18 protein-coding genes and 1 pseudogene are annotated in these 21,163 nt (G+C 69.1%); 13 read left to right on the top strand and 6 right to left on the bottom strand.

Annotated features, from left to right (window positions below; translation table 11 throughout):
* Positions 1–283: 283 nt before the first annotated feature.
* Complete coding sequence (locus OG937_38795) at positions 284–1,099, top strand: alpha/beta hydrolase (GenBank protein WUD77239.1); 816 nt, start codon at positions 284–286, stop codon at positions 1,097–1,099.
* Positions 1,100–1,370: 271 nt separating this feature from the next.
* Positions 1,371–2,228 carry an alpha/beta hydrolase gene (locus tag OG937_38790; GenBank protein WUD77238.1) on the top strand — a complete coding sequence of 286 codons (858 nt, stop codon included), beginning with the start codon at positions 1,371–1,373 and terminating at the stop codon, positions 2,226–2,228.
* A 292-nt stretch (positions 2,229–2,520) separates the two neighbouring features.
* On the opposite strand, the gene OG937_38785 is transcribed toward OG937_38790, so the two are convergent.
* Positions 2,521–3,399, bottom strand: a complete 879-nt coding sequence (locus OG937_38785) for a helix-turn-helix transcriptional regulator (protein ID WUD77237.1) — start codon at positions 3,397–3,399, stop codon at positions 2,521–2,523.
* Between the two features lie 188 nt (positions 3,400–3,587).
* Between OG937_38785 and OG937_38780 the strand changes: the two genes are divergently transcribed.
* The 7 genes and pseudogenes from OG937_38780 (at position 3,588) to OG937_38750 (ending at position 12,574) form a co-directional block, all read left to right on the top strand.
* Positions 3,588–4,349, top strand: coding sequence for an SDR family NAD(P)-dependent oxidoreductase (locus OG937_38780; GenBank protein ID WUD77236.1), 762 nt, complete (start codon positions 3,588–3,590; stop codon positions 4,347–4,349).
* A gap of 312 nt (positions 4,350–4,661) precedes the next feature.
* Positions 4,662–5,009: a carboxymuconolactone decarboxylase family protein gene (locus tag OG937_38775; GenBank protein WUD77235.1), complete on the top strand. Its 348-nt coding sequence runs from the start codon at positions 4,662–4,664 to the stop codon at positions 5,007–5,009.
* A 163-nt stretch (positions 5,010–5,172) separates the two neighbouring features.
* The gene (locus OG937_38770; GenBank protein WUD77234.1) at positions 5,173–5,586 is read left to right on the top strand and encodes an SHOCT domain-containing protein; all 414 of its coding nucleotides are present in this window, start codon (positions 5,173–5,175) and stop codon (positions 5,584–5,586) included.
* A gap of 170 nt (positions 5,587–5,756) precedes the next feature.
* Positions 5,757–7,346, top strand: a complete 1,590-nt coding sequence (locus OG937_38765; protein ID WUD77233.1) for an MFS transporter — start codon at positions 5,757–5,759, stop codon at positions 7,344–7,346.
* Positions 7,347–7,421: 75 nt separating this feature from the next.
* Positions 7,422–8,198, top strand: a complete 777-nt coding sequence (locus OG937_38760) for a YihY/virulence factor BrkB family protein (protein WUD77232.1) — start codon at positions 7,422–7,424, stop codon at positions 8,196–8,198.
* 97 nt (positions 8,199–8,295) lie between these two features.
* Positions 8,296–8,625, top strand: a pseudogene (locus OG937_38755) (VOC family protein).
* A 709-nt stretch (positions 8,626–9,334) separates the two neighbouring features.
* The gene (locus OG937_38750) at positions 9,335–12,574 is read left to right on the top strand and encodes a glycoside hydrolase family 78 protein (protein WUD77231.1); all 3,240 of its coding nucleotides are present in this window, start codon (positions 9,335–9,337) and stop codon (positions 12,572–12,574) included.
* A 258-nt stretch (positions 12,575–12,832) separates the two neighbouring features.
* On the opposite strand, the gene OG937_38745 is transcribed toward OG937_38750, so the two are convergent.
* Complete coding sequence (locus tag OG937_38745; GenBank protein WUD77230.1) at positions 12,833–13,765, bottom strand: SDR family oxidoreductase; 933 nt, start codon at positions 13,763–13,765, stop codon at positions 12,833–12,835.
* Positions 13,766–13,929: 164 nt separating this feature from the next.
* On the opposite strand from OG937_38745, the gene OG937_38740 reads away from it, so the two are divergent.
* Entirely contained in the window at positions 13,930–14,487 is a 558-nt protein-coding gene (locus OG937_38740; protein WUD77229.1) for a TetR/AcrR family transcriptional regulator, read from the top strand.
* A gap of 226 nt (positions 14,488–14,713) precedes the next feature.
* On the opposite strand, the gene OG937_38735 is transcribed toward OG937_38740, so the two are convergent.
* Positions 14,714–15,754 (bottom strand): aldo/keto reductase, encoded by a 1,041-nt coding sequence (locus OG937_38735; GenBank protein ID WUD77228.1) that lies wholly within the window; start codon positions 15,752–15,754, stop codon positions 14,714–14,716.
* 119 nt (positions 15,755–15,873) lie between these two features.
* Between OG937_38735 and OG937_38730 the strand changes: the two genes are divergently transcribed.
* Positions 15,874–16,425, top strand: a complete 552-nt coding sequence (locus OG937_38730; GenBank protein WUD77227.1) for a TetR/AcrR family transcriptional regulator — start codon at positions 15,874–15,876, stop codon at positions 16,423–16,425.
* 93 nt (positions 16,426–16,518) lie between these two features.
* Here the strand turns inward: OG937_38730 and OG937_38725 are convergent, their stop codons facing one another.
* The gene (locus OG937_38725; protein WUD77226.1) at positions 16,519–17,319 is read right to left on the bottom strand and encodes a glucose 1-dehydrogenase; all 801 of its coding nucleotides are present in this window, start codon (positions 17,317–17,319) and stop codon (positions 16,519–16,521) included.
* A gap of 87 nt (positions 17,320–17,406) precedes the next feature.
* Here OG937_38725 and OG937_38720 point away from each other — a divergent pair, with 87 nt between their 5' ends.
* Positions 17,407–18,258: a helix-turn-helix transcriptional regulator gene (locus tag OG937_38720; GenBank protein WUD77225.1), complete on the top strand. Its 852-nt coding sequence runs from the start codon at positions 17,407–17,409 to the stop codon at positions 18,256–18,258.
* Positions 18,259–18,262: 4 nt separating this feature from the next.
* Here the strand turns inward: OG937_38720 and OG937_38715 are convergent, their stop codons facing one another.
* Positions 18,263–19,021, bottom strand: a complete 759-nt coding sequence (locus OG937_38715) for an SDR family oxidoreductase (protein WUD77224.1) — start codon at positions 19,019–19,021, stop codon at positions 18,263–18,265.
* 353 nt (positions 19,022–19,374) lie between these two features.
* Between OG937_38715 and OG937_38710 the strand changes: the two genes are divergently transcribed.
* Positions 19,375–20,280, top strand: coding sequence for an RNA polymerase sigma-70 factor (locus OG937_38710; GenBank protein WUD77223.1), 906 nt, complete (start codon positions 19,375–19,377; stop codon positions 20,278–20,280).
* A gap of 34 nt (positions 20,281–20,314) precedes the next feature.
* Here OG937_38710 and OG937_38705 read toward each other — a convergent pair whose 3' ends face one another.
* Positions 20,315–21,067, bottom strand: coding sequence for an aspartyl/asparaginyl beta-hydroxylase domain-containing protein (locus OG937_38705; GenBank protein WUD77222.1), 753 nt, complete (start codon positions 21,065–21,067; stop codon positions 20,315–20,317).
* Positions 21,068–21,163 lie beyond the last annotated feature (96 nt).

The following is a 21,163-nucleotide window of genomic DNA, read 5'->3' as shown; positions in this document are numbered from 1 at the left end:
CGCGAAAGCGACAAGGGAATCTTGCTCGACCTTTCTGCGCCGGCTTGCGGTCAAGTCGAACCGGCCTCGACGGCACCGGAAACGACGGCCACTTATCGCCGGCAAAAACCAAAGACGTGCCCGTCGGCCTGTCCCCTTGTGGGTTTCGTCCAATGGCCGCCACCCAAAGCGCAGCCAGCGTCGAGGGGTGAGCGGCCCCAACTGTGGGGCAGTGCGCAAGAGCGACTCGCGTCGACCTTCGACAGATCACGACCAGTCATAGGCCCCGCCAAGGAGCACACTGATGCAACCCGACACCATCGTCCTCGTCCACGGCTTCTGGGTGACACCGCGGGCCTGGGAGAGTTGGATCGCCCACTACGAGAACAAGGGCTTCCGTGTCATCGCGCCGCCGTACCCCGGATTCGAGGGGGAGGTCGAGGCCCTCAACGCCGACCCGACTCCGATCGAGACGGTAACCGTTCCGGCGATCATCTCCAGCCTCGAGAGGCTGATCACGGGGCTGAACCGGCCGCCCATAGTCATGGGTCACTCCGCCGGCGGTGCTTTCGCCCAGATCCTCCTGGACCGGGGCCTCGGCGCTGCCGGAGTGGCGCTCAACTCCGCGCCGGTCGAGGGCGTGCCGGTCGTACCGCTGTCCCAGATCCGGTCCCTCTTTCCCGTCCTGAAGAACCCGGCCAACCGGCACCGCGCCGTCGGGCTGGACTTCGACCAATGGCGCTACGCCTTTGTGAACACGTTTCCCGAGGACCACGCCCGCGCAACCTATGAGCGCTACCACATCCCCACGCCAGGCAGCATCGTGTGGAGCAGCGCACTGGCCAACCTTCGCCCCGGTCACACCGATACGTACGTGGACTTCCACAACGCCGACCGGTCACCCCTGCTGTTCGTCTCCGGCGAGAACGACCATCTGATGCCGCCGGGGGTCCAGTTGTCCAACGCCAAGCACTACAAGGCCGAGGGCACCGTCACGGAGGTCAAGGTGTTTCCCGGCCGCTCTCACCTGATGCCCGTTCAGGACGGTTGGCAGGAGGTCGCGGACTACGCCCTTGACTGGGCGCTCGCCCACTCGCGGGTCCTGCCTGCCACGCGTTGAGAACGGCGCTTCTTCGTTCCGATCACTGAAAGGGCACGCCACACCCGATTCGGACGACGTGGCAGATCAAGGACGAAGTTCCCACGATCAAAGCCGGGATTTTTCTGGGCCCAATCTGCCTGACTCCGCGACGGGTTGTGTGCCCGTTGCGGCAAATCGGCATTGTCCCCTGCCACATGTCGTCCAGCCATCTCATCAAAATCGTCTCCGGCCCCGGGGAACTCCAGGCCGCCGGAGGTCGAAAGCCGCCCATCATCCCTTGGAGGAAACCATGTTCACTACGTCCAGGCGCTCGCGCCGCGCTCTTCTCACCACTCTGACCGTCGCACTCGGCACGGCCGCGGTGGTCACCCCCATGGCCACCGCAGCCCCCGGGCAGCACCCGGCCAAGCCCCGGCCGACCGTCGTCCTGGTCCATGGCGCCTGGGCGGACTCCGCCGGTTGGGACGGCGTGGTCAAGCGACTGCAGGCGGACGGGTACAAGGTGACCGCCCCGGCCAACCCGCTGCGCGGCCTCGCCGGCGACTCCGCCTACCTCGCCGCCTATCTCAAGACGATCCCCGGCCCGGTCGTCCTGGTCGGCCACTCGTACGGTGGCGCGGTGGTCACCAACGCGGCCACCCAGAGTTCCAACGTCAAGGCCCTTGTCTACGTGGCCGGCCTCGCCCTCGACAAGGACGAGAGCGGCAACGAGATGTTCGCCAAGTTCCCGGGCTCGCACCTCACCGACGACCCGGCCGCGCCGGTGCCCACCGCGCTCAACGCCGTGCCGTTCCCCCAGGCCGACGGCACGACGGGGGTCGACCTCTACATCAAGCCGGACAAGTTCCGCGACGTCTTCCTCAGCAACCGTCTCAAGACCGCCACCGCTGCCTCCCTGGCCGCGACCCAGCGCCCGATCAGTGCCCAGGCGGCGGGGGACGTTTCGGGGACCCCGGCCTGGAAGACCATCCCCTCCTGGTACCTGGTCGCCAGTAAGGACCACGTCATCCCGCCGGCCGCCGAGCGTTACATGGCCAAGCGCGCGCACTCCCGCACCATCGAGATCGACGCTCCCCACGCGGTCCATGTCAGCAACCCGGACGTCGTCACCAGGCTCGTCGAGCGCGCCGCATCCCAGGTCCGCTGAGCCCAGGGCCCCGCCGCGGCGTACGGGCAGCCGTCGCCGGTCCCGACCGGACAGGTGAGGCGCGGCGGCGCGCCGGACCTCACCGCCCTGTCGGGACTACGGTCAGCCGACTCTACGGCGGTGCCGCAGCGAGCCGGCACGGTCACCGGGAGATCAGGACCGTGCCGGCTCCGGAGGGGTTCGCGGCATGTCGGCGTTGAACACGGTGTCCCAATACCGCTGGCCCCTTCCGCACAGGCGATGATCGCTGTCAAGCACGACGCGACCGCCTGGGACGCCACCGGCGCGGCCGCTACTGCGACCTACTGTGCGGCGTATCCGACGGCCGGTCGGGGGCTGTTCCGGTGGCGGCGGACCCGGTGCGTGAGAGTGCGGCAAGGAGCTGCAGCTTCTCGTCGCCGTCCGTGTCCTTGTCGGGGTAGTAGACGACGAGGATGACACCGTCGATCGGAAGTTTGTCGCGGTGGAGGCGGAGTTCGCCGACGACGGGGTGGTTCACCGTGGTCGTGCCTCCGTCCAGGTTGCGGACGTCGTGGCGGGCCCAGAGGGTGCGGAACCGCTGACTGGACAGTGCGAGCTCTCCGACGAGCTCGACGAACCGGGGGTCGTCGGTGTCGTCGCCGATGGTGGTGCGGAGGGCGGCGACGAAATCGGCGGTGGCTTCCGTCCAGTCCTGCTGGAAGGCCCTTTCTTCAGGATCAAGGAGGAGCGAACGCAGCCGGTTCTGGCCGGGCTGCAGGCGGGGGGAGAGCGCGACGGCCATCGGGTTGGAGGCCAGGACGTCGAAGGCGCGCCCTTCGACGAACGCGGGGATCCGCAGGTGGGCGAGCAGCTCGTGCACCCGCGCCGGCACGTGCTCGGGCCGCCTGCGGCGCGGCGCCCTGGGGCGTGACGCCGCGAGGCCGAGCAGGTACGTCCGCTCGATGTCGTCGAGCTGCAGGACGCGTGCCAGTGATTCGAGGACCTGCGACGAAGGGTTCTTGTCACGGCCCCGTTCCAGGCGCAGGTAGTAGTCGGGACTGATTCCGGCGAGCAGGGCGACTTCCTCACGGCGCAGGCCCGGTACCCGGCGGTTGCCGCCGGGCGGGAGCCCCGCCTGTGCCGGGGAGACCAGCTCGCGCCGGGCACGTAGGTAGCTGCCGAGCCGGTTGCCGGATTCCTCATCCTTCATACCGACACCGTAATGCGGTGCGTGCGTCTCGGAGGGGGCCCTGGCAGGACCAGGGAAGACGGGGGCACTGCCTCGCTCGGCGGATGCCGTCGAGACTTCCTAGCGCTGTCTCGAAAGAGACAGCGGACATCGCTGTCTGCGCCGCGGCCCTGAATTCCGTTGGCGCCCTGCACTGAAGGGAAGATCTCGTGGATCTCTCCAATCGCATCGTTCTCATCGTCGGCGGGACCTCGGGAATCGGCCGGGAGCTGGCCCGCCGGTTCGCCGCGGCGGGCAGCACCGTGGCGGTAAGCGGCCGCAGCCCGGAAGCGCTCTCGGAACTCGCCGAGGAAGGCTTCGGCACGTTCGGCATCGACGTCACCGACGGTTCCTCCATCACAGCTGCCCGTGACGCCGTACTGGCCCGGTACCCCGAGCTGGACACCGTGGTGACGATGTCGGGCGTCATGCTCCTGGAGGATCTGCGCGACCCCGCACACTTCGAGGCGACGGAGACGACGATCGACACCAACCTGCTCGGCACCATCCGGGTCATCGACGCCTTCACTCCGCACCTGGTCCGGCGCGGCGCCGGCACCTTCATCACGGTCACCTCCGGCATCGCCTTCCTGCCGTTCCCGCCCATGCCCAGCTACGCCGCGTCGAAGGCCGCGGTGCACGCCTACTCCGAGGCACTACGCGCACAGCTCGACGGCACAGGTGTCGGCGTCGTGGAGCTCGTTCCCCCGGCCGTCGCCACTGCGGGCCAGGAGAAGGTGAACCCGCACGCGCTGCCGCTCGACGACTTCGCCACCGAGGTCATGCGACTGCTCTCGGAGGACCCCACCCCCCACGAAGTGCTCGTGAAGGGCGTCCTCATGCACCGCTGGGCCGAGCGCGACGGCACCTACGACGGCCTCGTCGCACAGCGCTCTCAGGCCCTGGCCATGCTCCCCGACCGGGAAGACTGACGCCCTTTCTGCGAGCTGTCGCCCTCATGGCAGCCGCGCGGACGGAGTGCCACAGCCTCAGAGGCAGGATTCAACGCAGCACAGCGCCTTCCGGTCCGACGGCCCCGGACCGGTTTCGGCGCCGGTATCGGCAGAACGCCTCGATCAATGCTCACAGTTCGTCCGAAACGATCCCACTTGTACGGGTTTACGACCAGAGCGAAGAGGAATCACACAGATGAGACTAAATGGTACATCTGTGCCGCATGGTCTCAAGCGCTGGCGCATGACCCCGCGCGTCCAAGGTCGCATCAAGTGAGAAGGTCGCCGATCATGACAGCAGAAGCTCCCGAACGCACCCTGGGTGCAATGGCACACGGCGAGTTGCCAGTCTTCGAGCAGATCGGGCGCATGAACATCGAGACGCTGCCGAACTCAGGCCTCGACGAACGCACGTACCACCTTGTCCGGCTGGCTGCGCTCATTGCGATGGACGCCGCCCCCGCTTCGTACCTGGCGAACCTCAGTGTGGCGAAGGAAGCCGGACTGACCGTCGAGGACGCCAAGGCCGTCTGCGTGGCAATCGCACCGATCGTCGGCAGTGCGCGAGTGGTGGACGCGGCAGGCAACGTGCTGCGCGCACTCGGCTTCGCCGACCTCGTGAGCGAGATGGAGATCTGACACCGGCGGTAGCCGGAGGCAGGACGGCACAGAAGAGGCCTCGGGCGCGTTGCTCGGGGCCTCACCCTCGTCGCAGTCAGGCCGAGCCCCGCGACGACCCACCATGCCTGGTCGGCAGTCAGTGCTAACGCAGATCGGCACTGTGCGCAAGAGGAGAAGCGACATGACCGGTCACGTGAACCTGGCCTACGACTATCCACTGCTGGGCGCGTTCTGGACCATGATGTGGATCTTCCTCTGGATCATCTGGATCTTCCTGCTCGTGCGGGTCTTCGTGGACATCTTCCGTGACGACTCCCTGAACGGGTGGGCCAAGGCAGCGTGGGCCGTCTTCGTGCTCGTCCTGCCCTTCCTCGGCGTCTTCGTGTACCTCATCGCCCGCGGCAAGAACATGGGTCTGCGCGAAGCGGAGCAGGCCAAGGCCAAGCAGCAAGCCTTCGACAGCTACATCCGCGAGACCGCCGGCACAGCCAAGCCGAGCGCGACCGACGAACTTGCGAGGCTCTCGGAGATCAAGGCCAGGGGCGACCTCACAGACGAGGAATTCCAGCGGGCCAAGGAGAAGATCCCGCGCTGAGCGAAACAGGCCACACAGGAGCAACTCCACAACTCTGAGGGCGATCCCGTCAATGCATCCCGGTTTCAGCAGCAGATGTACCGAAAGCGCGTATACATCTGCTTTATGGTGATCTGAGAGGTTGCGCGCACAAGCCGTGACGCACACCGGAAACTCTGGAGGTGCAAGCGGTGAGGCGATGGCGGGCTCTGATCATCCTCGGTACGGCCCAGTTCCTGATGGTGCTCGACACCTCGGTCATGAACGTCTCGATCAGTCAGTTGGTCGAGGACTTCGACACCGAGGTCACCTCGATTCAGGCCGTCATCACCCTCTACACCCTCGTCATGGCAGCCCTCATGATCACGGGTGGGAAACTCGGAGACATGCTCGGACGCCGCAAGGTGTTCGGCATCGGGCTGATCGTGTACGCCACGGGCTCCGCCCTCACCGCTGTGGCCCCGGTCCTGTGGGTGCTCACCGTCGGCTGGTCGGTGATCGAAGGACTCGGCGCGGCGCTGGTCCTTCCGGCGCTCGCCGCTCTCGTGGCCGGGACCTACCAGGGCCGGGACCGGGCCGTCGCCTACGGGGTCGTCGGCGGCCTGGCCGGGGCCGGCATCGCAGTCGGACCTTTGGTCGGTGGCTGGGTCACCACCTACCTCACCTGGCGTCTCGTCTTCGCCGCCGAGGTCGTGCTGGTGGCGGCCATTCTCTTGGGCATGCGCTGGATCGAGGAACAGCCCCACCGCGGCGCCAGACCGCATCTCGACAAGGTCGGGGCCGTGCTGTCCGCCGTCGGCCTGGCTTTGGTGGTGCTGGGTGTCCTGCAAAGCAGCAACTGGGGTTGGCTGCGTCCCCGCGACTCCCCCGTGACCGTCTTCGGTTTCTCCCTCACCGTCTTCGTCATCGCTGCAGGGGCCGTCGTGTTGTGGTTGTTCCGGTTGTGGGAGCGACGGCAGGAGGCTCGGAATCATGAGCCCCTGGTCCGGTTCTCGCTGTTCGGCGTGCCCGCTCTACGAGCCGGCCTTGCCGCGTTGCTCAGTCAGAACCTGATCTTGCTGGGCCTGTTCTTCATCATCCCTCTGTACCTCCAGATCGTGCAGGGCCTCAGTGCCTTCGAGACCGGGCTGCGTCTGCTGCCGGTGTCGATCAGCATGCTCGTGGTTTCCATGAGCGGCCCCCTGCTCGGCCGATTCGCCTCCCCCCGCACGGTGGTCCGTGCCGCTCTGCTGATTCTCATCGCGGCGATTCTCTGGCTGCTGGCCACCATCACTCCGTCCCTCAACGATCTTTCGTTCGCTTGGGCGATGGCCTTGCTCGGCACGGGCATGGGCCTGCTCGCTTCCCAGCTCGGCAACATCGTCCAATCGAGCGTCGGCGAGTCGGAACGCAGCGAGGTAGGCGGTCTCCAGTACACCGCCCAGAACTTGGGATCCTCCCTGGGAACCGCCCTCATCGGCTCGCTTCTCATCGGGGCACTGGTGCACGTGTTCACGACACGGATCGAAGACAACCCGGAGATCTCCAACGCGGCGCGTCAACAGGTCGGCATCACCATCGAGGCGGGTGTCAGCTTCGTCGGCACCGACCAGGTACGAGCCGCGGCAGAGCGCACAGGCCTGGCCAAGCCCGAGGCCGACGCCCTCGTGGCCGAGTACGCCGAAGCACAGCTCGGCAGCCTCAAAGGCGCCGTACTCGCCACCGCCGGCATCGCGCTCGCGAGCTTCCCGTCCACCCGGCACCTGCCAACAGACCGGCTCTCCCGGCCATCGGCTGCCTGACGGCCTCGTTCCATGAAGGGTCACGACAGAGCCCCCGGCCCACACGGGGAACGCCGGCGCAGGTTCTTGAACCGGATGCGCATGGACCGTAGCCGCTGGACGGCGGCCCAGCGGCTGCGAACAGGCGTGGCGGGGACGCTGTGGAGTCAGCTCACCGCGGTCGACTTCTTCGGTCACTCGTTCCAACTGGCCGCCCTGGCATTCCTGTGCTTCTTCCCTTTCCTCATCGTCATCACCGCCGCTGTGGGCCGCGACGCCGCCGCTGTGGTCGCCGGCTGGCTGGGGCTGGACCGACCAGCCGCACAAGCCGTGGCGTCCCTGTTCACGCCCGGTCAGGGGCAAGGCGCACTCACGGTGCCGAGCGCCTTCCTGCTGGTGCTCGGGGCCATGGCTGTCTCCGGCGTCTTGCAGGGCTGGTACCAGAAGGTTTTCGACGTCCCGGCCCGAGGCTGGCGGGACATCCGTACGCAGCTCTACTGGCTCGCGGCACTGCTCACATACGGTGCGGCGCAGGCCGCCGTGGGTAGAACACTCGGCGGGCCGGTGCTGCAGAGCCTGGTCGGCTTCGCCTTCGCGACGCTGTTCTGGTGGTGGAGCATGCACGCGCTGCTGGCCGGAGCCGTGCGGTGGCCCGCCCTCTTCCCGGCGGCCCTGGTCACCGGTGTCTGCTGGACAGGTCTGGGAGTGTTCTCCTCCCGCTACTTCTCCTCGGCGATCGTGGCCAACCAGCAGAAGTACGGCGCCATCGGCGTCGTCATGATCATCTTGTCCTGGCTGGTGGCGGTGGGCGTGGTCATCCACCTGGGAGCGGTGGTCGGCCGCCTCTGTCTCGACCGCCGTGCACGACCGTGAACGGTGCGAAGGCGAACCAGCCAGCGGCTGGCCGTCAGCCCGGCACAGGCAGCCTTGGTGCACCGTACATGCGCCCATCCCGGAACAGCGCGACAGTGGACTCGTGGGGGACCGCACCGTCGGACTCGACGGCGTCCGGAGCGACATCGCGATGATGCGGACCCCGGACGGCCACAGCAAGCTGGAGCTGACCAAATTCCACACCCCCGCGGTATCCGACGCCGAGCCGCGGAACCCTCCGCCCAACACGCTGGGCCTGCATCGCGTCATGTTCGCCGTCGACGACATCGACGACACCATCGCCCGCCTGCGTGCACACGGCGCCGAACTCCTCGGCGAGGTGGCGCATTACGAGAACATCTACCGGCTCTGCAACCTCCGCGGCCCCGCGGGCATCATCGTCGCCCTGGCCGAACAGATTGGCTGACGCGGGCCTGCCGCACGGAGCATGTCGACGGTCAGCACCGCTATGACGCATCTGCGACAGGGGCGCCGCAGGCTGCTGTACGAGCCCGGGGATTCCGCCGGCGGACGGTGTCGGGCGCGGGGAGGACTTCGCGGACCCGCACGGCCGCCCGGCCGCCCGGCCGCTGGTGCGGAGGCGGGAAGTCGGCGTAGCGGTCAGCGCTGACCGTGCGGGCTGGACGAGCGGCTCACCCGGCAAGCGACTGCTGTGGCGGCATGCGATGGCCGTGGGTCAGCGGACCGTTCACGCCGTACAAGCCCCACCGGACACCGGCTTGAAACAGCGTCCGAGACACCCCACCGGACGCCGGTAACCCCGACGACCTCGCCACGCCACGACGCCAACGCGCTCTCATCCGCCGCGGAACAGACCTGCACCTCGGCGGTCGGACTCACCGCGGAGGTCCGAACAGACCCGGGTGGTGAAACAGGGTAACGGGCCTTCTGGTGACCGCACGTATGACGCGTTCACACGGACGCCTTCGTCGTCGTCCTGGGGGGCATCTGGCGCGCAAGGCGGGCCACCGCGCCGGGTGGACAGACCCGCTGACGACACCTTGTCTCCCTCCTGACAGCTGTGGTTGAGTAACAACGCGAAACAACTGAAACGATTCATTACCGGCCTGCGTGCGCGCCGCATGCCGAACCGTGCGTGATCGATGGGAGCAAGCGTGAGGAAGCGAAGAATCGCTGCCGGGCTGGTGCTGTCACTCGCGGCAGTGTGGGGGCTGGAAGCGGCGCCCGGCGCGGCGGGCGCGCCCGTCCCGGACCTCCAACAGGGCCCGGCCGCGGGCGGGTCGGCGCTCGCGGTGAGCGGGCTCGAGGTCGAGCACCAGGTCCAGCCCCTGGGGGTCGACGTCCCCCGGCCGAGGCTGAGCTGGCACGTGGCACCGGGCCATGGCGCAGCCGGTCGCACCGCCGCCGGGCAAGTGGCCTACGAGGTCAAGGTGTCCACGTCCCGCGGCGGCCGGGCGGACGTCTGGGACAGCGGGCGCGTGCGCTCTTCCCGGTCCTTCGACGTGGCGTACGACGGCCCCGCTCTCGCGTCGCGTTCGGGCTACTACTGGCGTGTACGGGTCTGGGACGGGTCCGGAAAGGCGTCGCCGTGGAGTGGTGAAGCGCGATTCGAGACGGCCTTCGTCAACCCCGGTGACTTCCAGGGAGCCTGGATCGGGGCCCACGACAAGGCGCCCTCGCTGCGGCTCGACGACGCGAGCTGGATCTGGTACCCCGAGGGCGACCCGGCCGACTCGGCTCCCGCCGGGACGCGCTACATGCGCCGGAACATCGATGTGCCCGCTGACGCGCAGATCACCTCGGCGGAGCTGCAGCTCACCGCAGACGACCGCTTCTCGCTGTACGTCAACGGCACCGAGGTGGCGAGCTCTCCGCGCGTCGCCGACTCCTGGAGGACGGCGAGCGTCATCGACATCGCCCCCTACCTGCACGCGGGCACCAACGTGCTGGCGGTCGAGGCGACGAACACCAATCAGGGGCCGGCCGGCGTGCTCGGAAGCCTGCACTTCCAGGGGGCGGGATCGCCCGCCGACCTCGTCACCGACAGCGGCTGGAAGGCCTCGGCCTCCGCGGGCGACGGGTGGGAGCAGCCCGGGTACGACGACGCGGCGTGGCCCAACGCGCGCGTGGCCGCACGCTACGGCTCGGGCCCCTGGGGCCGGTCGGTGTCGGCTCCGCCGCCGCCCGAGACGCTGCTGCGCGACGAGTTCACGGCGAAGAAGCACGTGGCGTCGGCGCGCGCCCACATCGCGGGCCTGGGCTACAACAAGCTCTACCTGAACGGCCGGCGCATCGGCGACCGGGAACTCGAGCCCGGGTTCACGGTGTACGACAAGACCGTCCTGTACTCGACGTACGACGTCACCGACGCCCTGCGCACCGGTGGCAACGCCATCGGGGTCAGCCTCGGGCGCGGCTTCTACGCGATGACCGACCCGGACGAGTGGAAGGCGTCGTCCTGGTGGGGCGAGCCCAAGCTCAAGCTGGAGCTGGACATCACCTACACCGACGGCACGCACCAGCAGGTGGTCAGTGACGACTCCTGGAAGGTGTCCGACGGGCCGACGACCACCCAGTCGCTCTGGTTCGGGGAGGCCTACGACGCCCGCCTGGAGCAGTCGGGTTGGGACCGTCCGGGCTTCGACGACGGCCCCTGGCGCCGTGCGCTGACGGTCGACGGCCCGAAGGGCACGCTCCGCTCGGAGAGCTTCCCGCCCGTCAAGGTGACCGACCACCTCAAGGCCGAGCACACCAGCACCCCGGCCGACGGCACGCACGTCTACGACTACGGCAGCCCCACCGCCGGCTGGGCGCGCATCGGGGTCCAGGGACCTGCCGGGGCCACGGTCACCGTCACCTACGGCGAGAAGCTGCGCGCCGACGGCACCGTCGACAACACCGGCGCCTTCGGACTGGGCCTGCAGAAGTACTCGTACACCCTGAAGGGCGAAGGGGTGGAGTACTACCAGCCGAGCTACAGCTACGCCGGTTTCCGCTACGCCCAGGTCGTCGTCCCCCAGGGGGTCGCCCTCCGGTCGGTCGACGGGATGAGGGTCCACACGGCGGTGGCGTCCACCGGCGACTTCACCAGCTCCAGTGACCTGCTGAACCGCTACCAGGACGCGCAGGCCGACACGATCCTCAACAACCTGCACTCGATCCCGACCGACACGCCCATGTACGAGAAGCGGCCCTACACGGCCGACGGCTTCCTGTACGCCGACTCGGCGATCGCGAACTTCGACATGCAGAACTTCTACGACAGCTGGCTGCGCTCACACCGCGACGACCAGAACGAGGACGGATCCATCGGGCCCACGGTGCCCACCACCGAGTCGGGCAAGCAGGTCAAGGATCCCATCTGGTCCGCCAGTTTCATCCTCGGTGCCTGGGACCTGTACTGGTACTACGGCGACACCAAGGCGGTCGCCGAGAACTACGACGGCATGAAGGCCTGGCTCGAGCACTACGAGCACGACATCGCCGGCACCGGCGGCATCTACACCGGCTTCAGCTACGGCGACTGGCTCTCCCCGGAAGGCGCCAACGCGCCGGAGGGCATCCGGCTGTCCGGAACCGCGTACATCTACCTCACCGCGACGCGGCTGGCGACGATGGCGAAGGCGCTGGGCCACGACGCGGACGCCCGTCACTTCCGCGCCTTCGCCGCACAGGTCAAGGACACCTTCAACGCCACGTTCTACGACCAGGACAAGGAGGCCTACTACGACAACAAGGCCGCGGGCTACCGGCAGACGTCGAACCTGCTGCCGCTGAGCTTCGGCCTGGTGCCCAAGGAACACCGCCAAGCAGTGGTCGACAACCTCGTCGAGGACATCCACGCCCGCGGGGACCACCTGGACACCGGCGCCCTCGGCACCAAGGCGCTCCTTCCGGTCCTCACCGACGCCGGGCACGCCGACCTGGCCTACACGGTGGCCACCAACCCGACCTACCCCGGCTGGGGTTACTGGTTCGAGGGCCTGGGCGCCACGACCATGTGGGAGGAGTGGAACGCGAACTCGCGCTCGCACGACCACGCCTTCATGGGCACGGTGGACGACTGGCTCTACCAGGATGTCGCCGGCATCGAACCTGCCGCACCCGGCTACACGAAGGTGACGATCCGCCCCCACTCCGTGGGCGACCTGACACACGCCTCCGCCCACGTCGAGTCACCCCTCGGCCGGATCGCGTCGTCGTGGACCCGGACGCACGGACGCTTCACCCTGCGCGTCGACGTGCCGGTGGGGTCGACCGCCGAAGTCCTCGTACCGGTGAGCGGCGTGCAGACGGTGCACGCACCCGCGGCCGCGGCGGCCGGCGAACGCAGCGGCGGCTACGCCCGCTTCACCGTCGGCCCGGGGAGCCACCAGTTCCGCGTCACGGGGTAGGTGTGTCGTCCCAAGTGGTCGGTGACACGCGCGCCCGATGATGGAGCAGGCGAGGGCCATCCCGGTTCGGTGGGGATTGCGACATCCACCGCCGGCCGGCGCGGTTCTCGCCGCGCCCCGCGCTCGTAAATCCGAGCGCGGGGCGCACCCGTGAGCACGCGGGCGGCTGAGCGCCCACACCCCGCGAAGGCCTCAAGACCGGGGGACTCGAGGGAGCAGGGTGGCGGAGAGCGGGTGTGCGGGATGTGCGGGGCGCGCTCAGGCGAAGTAGTGGCCGTCCTTCAGGTCGGCGATCAGTCCGGGACGGGTCGGCTGCCACCCGAGCAGGTCGCGGGTGATCTGCGACGAAGCGGGGCCGTCGAATCCCCAGAACCCGCCGAGCCAGCCGACGTATCCTCCGGCCTGCTCCGGGGTGACGGAGACGGCAGGAACGTCGAGGTTCGCGGCGAAGACCTCGGCGACCTGGCGCATCGGTACGCCCTCGTCGCCGACCGCGTGCAGCACCGACCCGGCCGGGGCGGACTCCAGCGCGAGGCGGAACAGCCGTGCCGCGTCGTCGCGGTGGACGGACGGCCAGCGGTTGGTGCCGTCAGCGACGTAGGCCGCGGCGCCCTTCTCGCGGGCGAAGCTGATCGCGGTCGGGATGAACCCGTTGTCGCCGTTGCCGTGCGTGGCCGGCGGGAGGCGCACGACGGAGGAGCGGATCCCGTGGTCGGCGAGCGCGAGCGTGTGGTGGGCGTTGGCCATCCGCCCGCCGGCACCGCTGATCGGTCCTGTGCGATCCCCGCTCCCGGCCAGTCCGTCGCGTTCGGTGGCGACTGCTCCTGGCGGGAGTCCGAGTACGCCGAGGATGCCGGAGGCGATGACGAAAGGCTTGCCGGTGCCGTTGAGTGCCTCGCCGAATGTCTCGATCGCCGCACGGTCGGCTTCGGTGGCGCCGACGTAGTCACCGGCGAAGGCGATGTCGTGCTTGAACGCGAGGTGGATGACCCCGTCGGACGACGCGGCGGCCCCGCGCAAGGTCTCCAGGTCGTCGAGTGACCCCGACCGAACCTCGGCCCCCGCGGCCTGAAGGGCTCGGGCCGCGGCAGCGGAGCGGGCGAGCCCGACGACTGTGTGACCGGCGGCGATCAAGTCGGGAACGAGCCCCCGGCCGATCCAGCCCGACGCTCCGGTGACGAAAACACGCATGCGGAACCTCCAGGACGCGGGCGCTCACCGGGCGGATCCGCGGCGGGCGGCCCTTGAAGTCGGCCACTATTCTTTGTACGGTCGTACTAGAAAAGTCAAGTCGTGAACAGCATCCGGAGGCAGTGATGGCGGGGCGGCCCGTAGACCACGAGAGGCGGGCCGAGTTGCTCGACGCCGTGGTCGACTACACGGTCGAGTACGGGTTCTCCGAGCTGTCGTGGCGGCCCGTCGCCGCGGTCCTGGGGGTTTCGCCCACGACGTTGGTGCACCGCTTCGGCACGAAGGAACGGATGCTGCAAGCCGTCCTCGGGCGCCTGCGGGAGCGCATGTTCCAGACCACCCGCGACACGGCCGGCGACCAGCCAGACCTGGCGACGGCCGTGCGCGCGGTCTGGGAGCGGGCCTCCGACCCTCAACAGGGCGCCGAGTTCAGGCTGTTCTTCGCGGTCTACGGGCGCGCTCTCCAGGCGCCGGATCAGTTCGCGGACTTCCTGGAGCACGTCGTGACCGACTGGATGAACGCCCTACGCGACGCGCAGGGCGCAGACACCGACCCGGCGACGGCAACGCGCACGGCCACCCTGGTGATCGCCACGATCCGCGGTCTCCTGCTCGACCTCCTCGCCACCGGCGATCGAGACCGCGTCCACGACGCGGCCGAAAGCTTCCTCGCCATGCTCGAGCACAAGACGCGGCCACCTGCGGGCACCGGACCAGACTGAACCGTCGACCAGGCGACGGTGGCACATCCGCGGCCCCTGCACGGTGACCACCGGGCGGTTCATCGCCTGCGGCGGGCGCCGAGTGCCTCGCGGGAGCCCTGCACCGGCCCAGGACCCGATCTCAAGGTCTCTCGTTCGGGCGATCTGTCCACGGACCGGGTCGACGTGGGCAGGAGCGGTTGCTCGACTCGGGGCCGACAAGGCCTCGGCGCGGCCGGGCGCGGCGTCAGACGTTGGCGTAGCCGGGGATGCCGGCTTTGATGCGCTCGAGTTCACGCACGTCGGAGATGCCCTGGAAGTCGTGGCGGGGGGTGTAGGGGGCTTCCAGGCGGCGGGCTTCCTCGTCGGTGATGTCGAGGTCGAGGGACGCGACGGCGTCGTCGATCTGCTGGATGGTGCGGGCGCCCACGATGGGCGCTGCGACGACGGGGTTGCGGCGCAGCCAGGCGAGGGCGATCTGCGCGCGGGTGCGGCCTCGGGCGGCGGCGATGGCGCCGACCTCGTCGATGATCTGCCGGTCGCTGTCGGTGTTGCCGTAGAGCGTGTCGGCGTAGGCGCCGTCGGTCGCGGCGCGCTCCCCGGCGCTCGCCTGGTCGAAGGGGCGGGCGAGGCGGCCGCGGGCCAGGGGGCTCCAGATCACGGTGGCGACGCCCTCGTCGGCACAGAGCGGGAGCATTTCGCGTTCCTCCTCGCGGGCGAGCAGGTTGTAGTGGTCCTGCAGGGTGACGAACCGGGCCCAGCCGTGACGTTCCTGGAGGTGTAGGGCCTTGGCGAACTGCCAGGCGTGCATGGAGGACGCGCCGAGGTAGCGGGCCTTGCCGGACTTCACGACGTCGTGCAGCGCCTCCAGTGTCTCCTCCAGCGGCGTGTCGTTGTCGAAGCGGTGGATCATGAAGACATCGACGTGGTCGGTGCCCAGGCGACGGAGGCTGTGCTCGACCTCGCTCATGATCGCCTTGCGGGACAGGCCACCGCCGTTGGGGCTGCCGGGGCGCATGACGTGGCGGACCTTGGTGGTGATGACGACGTCGTCGCGGTTCGCGTAGTCCTTCAGCGCGCGGCCGAGGATCTCCTCACTGGAGCCGTAGGAGTAGAGGTTGGCGGTGTCGAAGAAGTTGATGCCCGCTTCCAGGGCATGCTTGATCAGCGGCCGGCTGGCCACTTCGTCCAGGGACCAGACGGGGTGGCCGCGGTCGGGTTCGCCGTAGGTCATGGCGCCGATGGCCACCGGGGAGAGGCCGGTGCGGCCGAGCTTGATGTAGCGCACGAGGTGACTCCTACAATGGAGGACGACACTAAGCGGAGAGCTCTCCGCTTGACCTCGGCCACGTTAGCGGAGAGCTCTCCGTTTCGCAACGGACGGCCGTCCGCACGCCAGGAGGACCCATGCCCGACGCCGCACGGCAGCGCTCCGATGCGCTGAAGAACCGGGAAGCGATCCTCCAGGTCGCCCACGACGCGCTCGCCGAATCCCCGGACGCCTCGCTCAACTCGATCGCCAAACGCGCGGGCGTCGGCGCCGGCACGCTCTACCGCCACTTCCCCACCCGGGAGGCGCTGATCCTGGAGGTCCACCGTCGCGACGTCGACCGCCTGGTGGACTCCGTGCCGGGCATTCTCGCCACCCATGCCCCCCTGGACGCGCTGAGGCACTGGTTCACCACCCTCGCCGCCTACGTGCGCATCAAGCACGGTCTGGGAGAAGCACTGCACTCCGCCGCCGCGCAAGAGGTCGTCAGCGCCTCGTGGCCGCCTGTCACCGCGGCCGTGGGCCGGCTCCTCGACGCATGCGAACACGCCGGCGAGGTACGCCCCGGCATCGACCCGGTCGACGTCATCATGCTCATGAGCTGCCTGTGGCGCACCCCCGACAATCCCGAAGGCGCCGCCCAGGCCAACCGCCTGCTGGAACTGGCGATCGACGGCTTCCGGCCGTAGAGCGGTTCCGTTCGCCAGGGGACGCGGTGGCGGGCGGGAGGCAAGCCGGCCCCCGGACCCGCCCGCGACCGGTCATTCAGGCGTGTCCCGGGCTCATGCCTGCATGCCGCCGTCAACCGGGAGCACGGCCCCGGTCACGTAGGAGGCGCGGTCGCTCAGGAGCCAGGCGGCGGCCTGGGCGATCTCGTCGGGGTCGGCCGCACGGCGCAGTGGGGTGCGCGCGTTGAGCTGGTCGACGACGCCGGGTGCGCGGTCGTTCCACTCACGGATCATCTCGGTCAGTGTGGTGCCGGGGGCGATGGCGTTGACGCGGATGCCCTCCGGGCCGTAGGTGACGGCGGCCGACTCTGTGAGGCTGTTGACCGCGCGCTTCATCGCACCGTAGGCGGGCAGCGTGGGATTGCCCCTCAGGCTGCCGACGGATGAGTTGTTGACGATCGCACCCGTGCCGGCGGTGGCCCGGATGGCGGCGACCTCGGCGGACATGGCCAGCCACGGACCCTTGAGGTTCACGGCGTAGACGTGGTCGAAATCCACCTCGGGCACTTGGTCCATCGGGGCCGGCGGCACGCTGGTCGCCGCGTTGTTGAAGGCGACGTCGAGCCGGCCGTACAGGTCCACGGCGCGGTCGACGGCGGCACGGACACCGGCTCCGTCGGCCAGGTCGCACACCGCGTACTCGGCGGTGCCGCCGGCCGCCCGGATTTCCTCGGTCACCGCCTTGAGCTGGTCCTCCGTGCGGGCCGCGAGCAGCACCCGGGCGCCCTCCCGGGCGAACAGCCGCGCTGCGGCGGCGCCGATACCGCGACCGGCACCGGTGATGAAGGCGACTTTGCCGGCCAGCAGGCCCATGGCGGCGGGGATGGAGGTGTCGGTGGTCTGTGCGTTGTCCATGGCATCGAGCCTGCGTCCGGCCGCGGAGCCGATCCAGGCACCGGCGGTACCTGGATCGGCTCCGAAGCACCGCGCACACTGGGGGACGTGGACAGACGAGAGCTCGCAGGCTTCCTGCGCAGCAGGCGTGAGCGCATCACCCCTGCCGACGTGGGCCTGCCCGCCGGGCCTCGCCGCCGCACCCCGGGGCTGCGCCGCGAGGAAGTGGCGCTGCTGGCGTTCATCTCGACCGAGTACTACACCCGGCTGGAGCAGGCCCGCGGCCCGCGCCCGTCGCGCGAGGTGCTCGCCGGTCTGGCCCGGGCCCTGCGCCTGTCGGACGCCGAACGCGACCACCTGCACCACCTCGCCGGCGCCCCGCCCGGCCCGCCGGCCGGGCCCCCGCGTGAAGTACGGCAGAGCATCCTCGACCTACTGCGGCGGCTGCCGCACGCCGCGGCGATCGTGCTGTCCGCGACATACGAGGTGATCGCCTGGAACGACCTGGCGGCAGCCCTGCTGGCGGACTTCTCGGCTCTGTCCCGGCCCGAGCGCAACCTGGTCCGCCGTGCCTTTCTCGCACCGCGATCGCGTGAGGGGCTGCTGTACGACCGATCCGAGGCGGAGGCGTTCGCCCACGCCGCGGCCCGGCACCTGCGTGCCACCGCCGCCCGCTACCCCGACGATCCCGAGGTGGCGACGCTGGTGGAGGACCTCCTCGCCGGCAGCGCGGAGTTCGCCCGGCTGTGGGCCGCCCACGACGTGCGCGCCGAGCCCACCCTGCGCAAGACCGTCCACCACCCGCTGATCGGCCGCATCACCGTGAACTGCGATGTCCTCGACATCACCGACCGCGACCAGCAAGTCGTGATCTACACGGCAGACCCTGGCTCTCCCGCCGAGGAGGCGCTACGGCTCCTGTCGGTGATCGGCACGCAGCGCATAGACGTGTCCGGCTGAGCCGCTAGCCGAGGGCGATACCACCGTTGACCTTGATGCGTTCGCCGGTGATGAAGCCGGCGTCCGGTGTTGCGAGGAAGGACACGGCGGCGGCGACGTCTTCCGGTCGGCCCATGCGTCCCAGTGGCACTTCGGCCGCGTATGCGGCCAGGGACTCCGGGTCGGCTCCGGCATGCCGTTCGACCGGGATCCAACCTGGGGCGACGGTGTTCACGGTGATCCCGAACGGGCCGAGTGCTTGGGCCCAGGACTTGGTCAGGCTGTGCTGGGCGGCCTTGGCGGCCACGTAGGCCGACATCTCGGGCACAGCGCGCTCCAGCACATCCGAGCCGATCTGGATGATCCGGCCGCCACCGCGCTCGCGCATGGCCGGCAGCACCGCCTGCATCAGCAGTGTGGGGCTCTTGACGAAGAACAAGAGCTGGGCGAGATGGTCCTGCCAGGTCACCGCTGCCGGATCCACATCGGGCTGCGGGCCGGTTGCGTTGACGACGAGCGTGGCAACGGGGCCGAGGCGGGCCGTCACGTCCGCCACGAGGTCGATGACGGCGGCCTCGTCGGTCACGTCGGCGGCGAAGGCCTCGGCGGTGCCGCCCGCGGCGCGTACGTGCGTCACCACCCGGCGAGCAGCTTCGGCCGCCGATCGGTACACAACGGCGACCGGGTGTCCGTCGGCCGCGAGACGTCGGGCGATCACGGCGCCGAGGCCACGCGAGGCCCCGGTGACCAGCGCGGTACCGGTGATGGCTACACCCTCAGACATGGATGCAGCGTACATGGAGGGATGAGCGTGACCGGCTCGCGCGGGCACGACGTGACACGGCAGACAGTGAGCATCACAACAGTGTCATGGAGGAACCGCATCAAGAGTGGGCAGCCCTCCCCCGAAACGACGCCAGTAGCGCGCCCATATGCCCGTCCACCTGGCGCGATGCCTACGTCTACCCGGGCAAAAACGCCGTCCATCGTGATGATCGGACAGTGTGATACGTTCATCCGGCATTGAGTTCAGGGGGCGGTCCGACCTGGATCCTGCGGTAAGCAGGACCACACCGCTCAGCGCGCGTCCCACTGGGCCTGCCATCAGCCGTGGTGATGCGAAATTGGAGGCCACTCATGCCTGCGGGTGATGACGCGGATTCCCTCGAGCAGACCGCGAGGGAATTCATGGCGGCGCGTCCCCGACTCTTCGGTATCGCCTACCGCGTGCTGGGCAGCGCCGCGGAGGCCGAGGACATCGTCCAGGATGCCTGGCTGCGGTGGCAGACCGTCGACCGTGCCGGCGTCCAGGATCCGACGGCGTTCCTTGCCACGATCACCAGCCGTCTCGCGATCAACTGCGCCAAGTCGGCCAGGATGCGGCGCGAGTCGTACGTCGGGCCCTGGCTTCCGGAGCCGGTCGACACCAGCGTGGATCCGCACTTGGGAGCGGAACGGGCCGAGGCGCTCGACATGGCGGTTCTCTTCCTGCTGGAGAAGCTGAACCCCGTGGAGCGGGCCGCCTACGTGCTGAGGGAAGCCTTCGACTATCCGTACAAGCAGGTCGCGGACATCCTGGAGACCAGCGAAGCCAATACGCGCCAGTTGGTGAGCCGTGCCCGGAAGCATCTGGCGGCGGAACGCAGGGAGCCGGTCAGTTCCACCGCACACCGGCGTCTGCTGAAGGCGTTCGTATCGGCGGCGCGAACCGGTGATCTGGCGGCACTTGAGGAACTTCTCGCCGCGGACGTCGTCAGTTACGCCGACGGTGCGGGCATGCGCGGGGCATCCAGGATCCCGGTCGTCGGGCGAGCAGACGTCTCCAGGACCCTTGTCGCCTACTCCCCGCGCTTCTGGCCTGAGACAGAGATCCGCTGGGTGGAGGCCAACGGCAGGCCGGCTGCGCTCGTCTCGAACCGTGGTGACGCGGTGGCGCTCGTGACCGCCGATGTGTCGGAGCGAGGCATCGAACGCATCATGTGGGTGGTGAGCCCCGCCAAACTGGCCCCCTATGTGGCATCACTGGCGCCCACCCACCGGTAGCGGCGGGTGTTCACCACCTCCATCCCGCACACGATCAGCCCATCATCTTGCGGATCTCCGTCATGAGCGTGACCAGCGCGGCCCGTTCGGGCAGCGTGGTGTCCGGGTGCCAGAGGTCCACGAGGAGGCACGTCCGGGTCCGCGTTCCGTGGTTCCACGCCTCGTGCTCGAAGGAGTAGTCGAACAGGAGGCTCTTGCCCTCCTGCCACTGCCGTGTCTCGCCTGCGACACGTATGCCCGCGCCTTCCGGGATGTCGATGGCCAGGTGCAGGTTGATGCTGAAGTTCCACAGGTCGCAGTGGGGTGCGATGGAGGCGCCGGCGAGCAGCGTCGAGAAGTGCGACTCCAGAAGTGGGCAGATGATGCCCGGCTTCACGGCGTTCTCCTCGAGCACCCGGAACGCGGTCGGCGCTATCGGTGCGGACTCCTCCACGAGAGCACCCTCACGGTAGAGGTACAGGGCCTGCCAGTTTCGCTGGCGGACCAGGTAGTGCTCGTAGTCGGAGAAGCTCTCCCGCCGCCGTGCCCAGGCTTCCTCCTGCTCGGCCTTGATCTGCGCGTGGTTGCTCTCCAGCGCGCGGACCAGCGGGAGCAGTTCGGGGTAGGCGTACGGGTCGTGCCACGGGATCTGCGGGATGCCCGGCAGCACCCACTTCGCCGCCTGCTGGAGCGGGTGGCGCTGTTCGGTGAGGCCTCGTGGCTCCAGCATCTGCTCCACCCGGGCCAGTGAGTCGGCGCCGTGTTCCGCCTTGATGGCGGCGAAGTGCTCGTCGATCTCCGGTGTCACTGCTCTCTCCCTGGGGCTGTTCGTCACCGCGTTCACCATGTGTGTCACCTCGCCTCGAGGTGCGCACCATGCGGGAATCGTCGCGCTCGGGAAGCC

Source organism: Streptomyces sp. NBC_00510 (assembly GCA_036013505.1).
In the GTDB taxonomy this organism is placed as follows: domain Bacteria; phylum Actinomycetota; class Actinomycetes; order Streptomycetales; family Streptomycetaceae; genus Actinacidiphila.
This window is presented reverse-complemented; position numbering and strand designations above follow the sequence as displayed.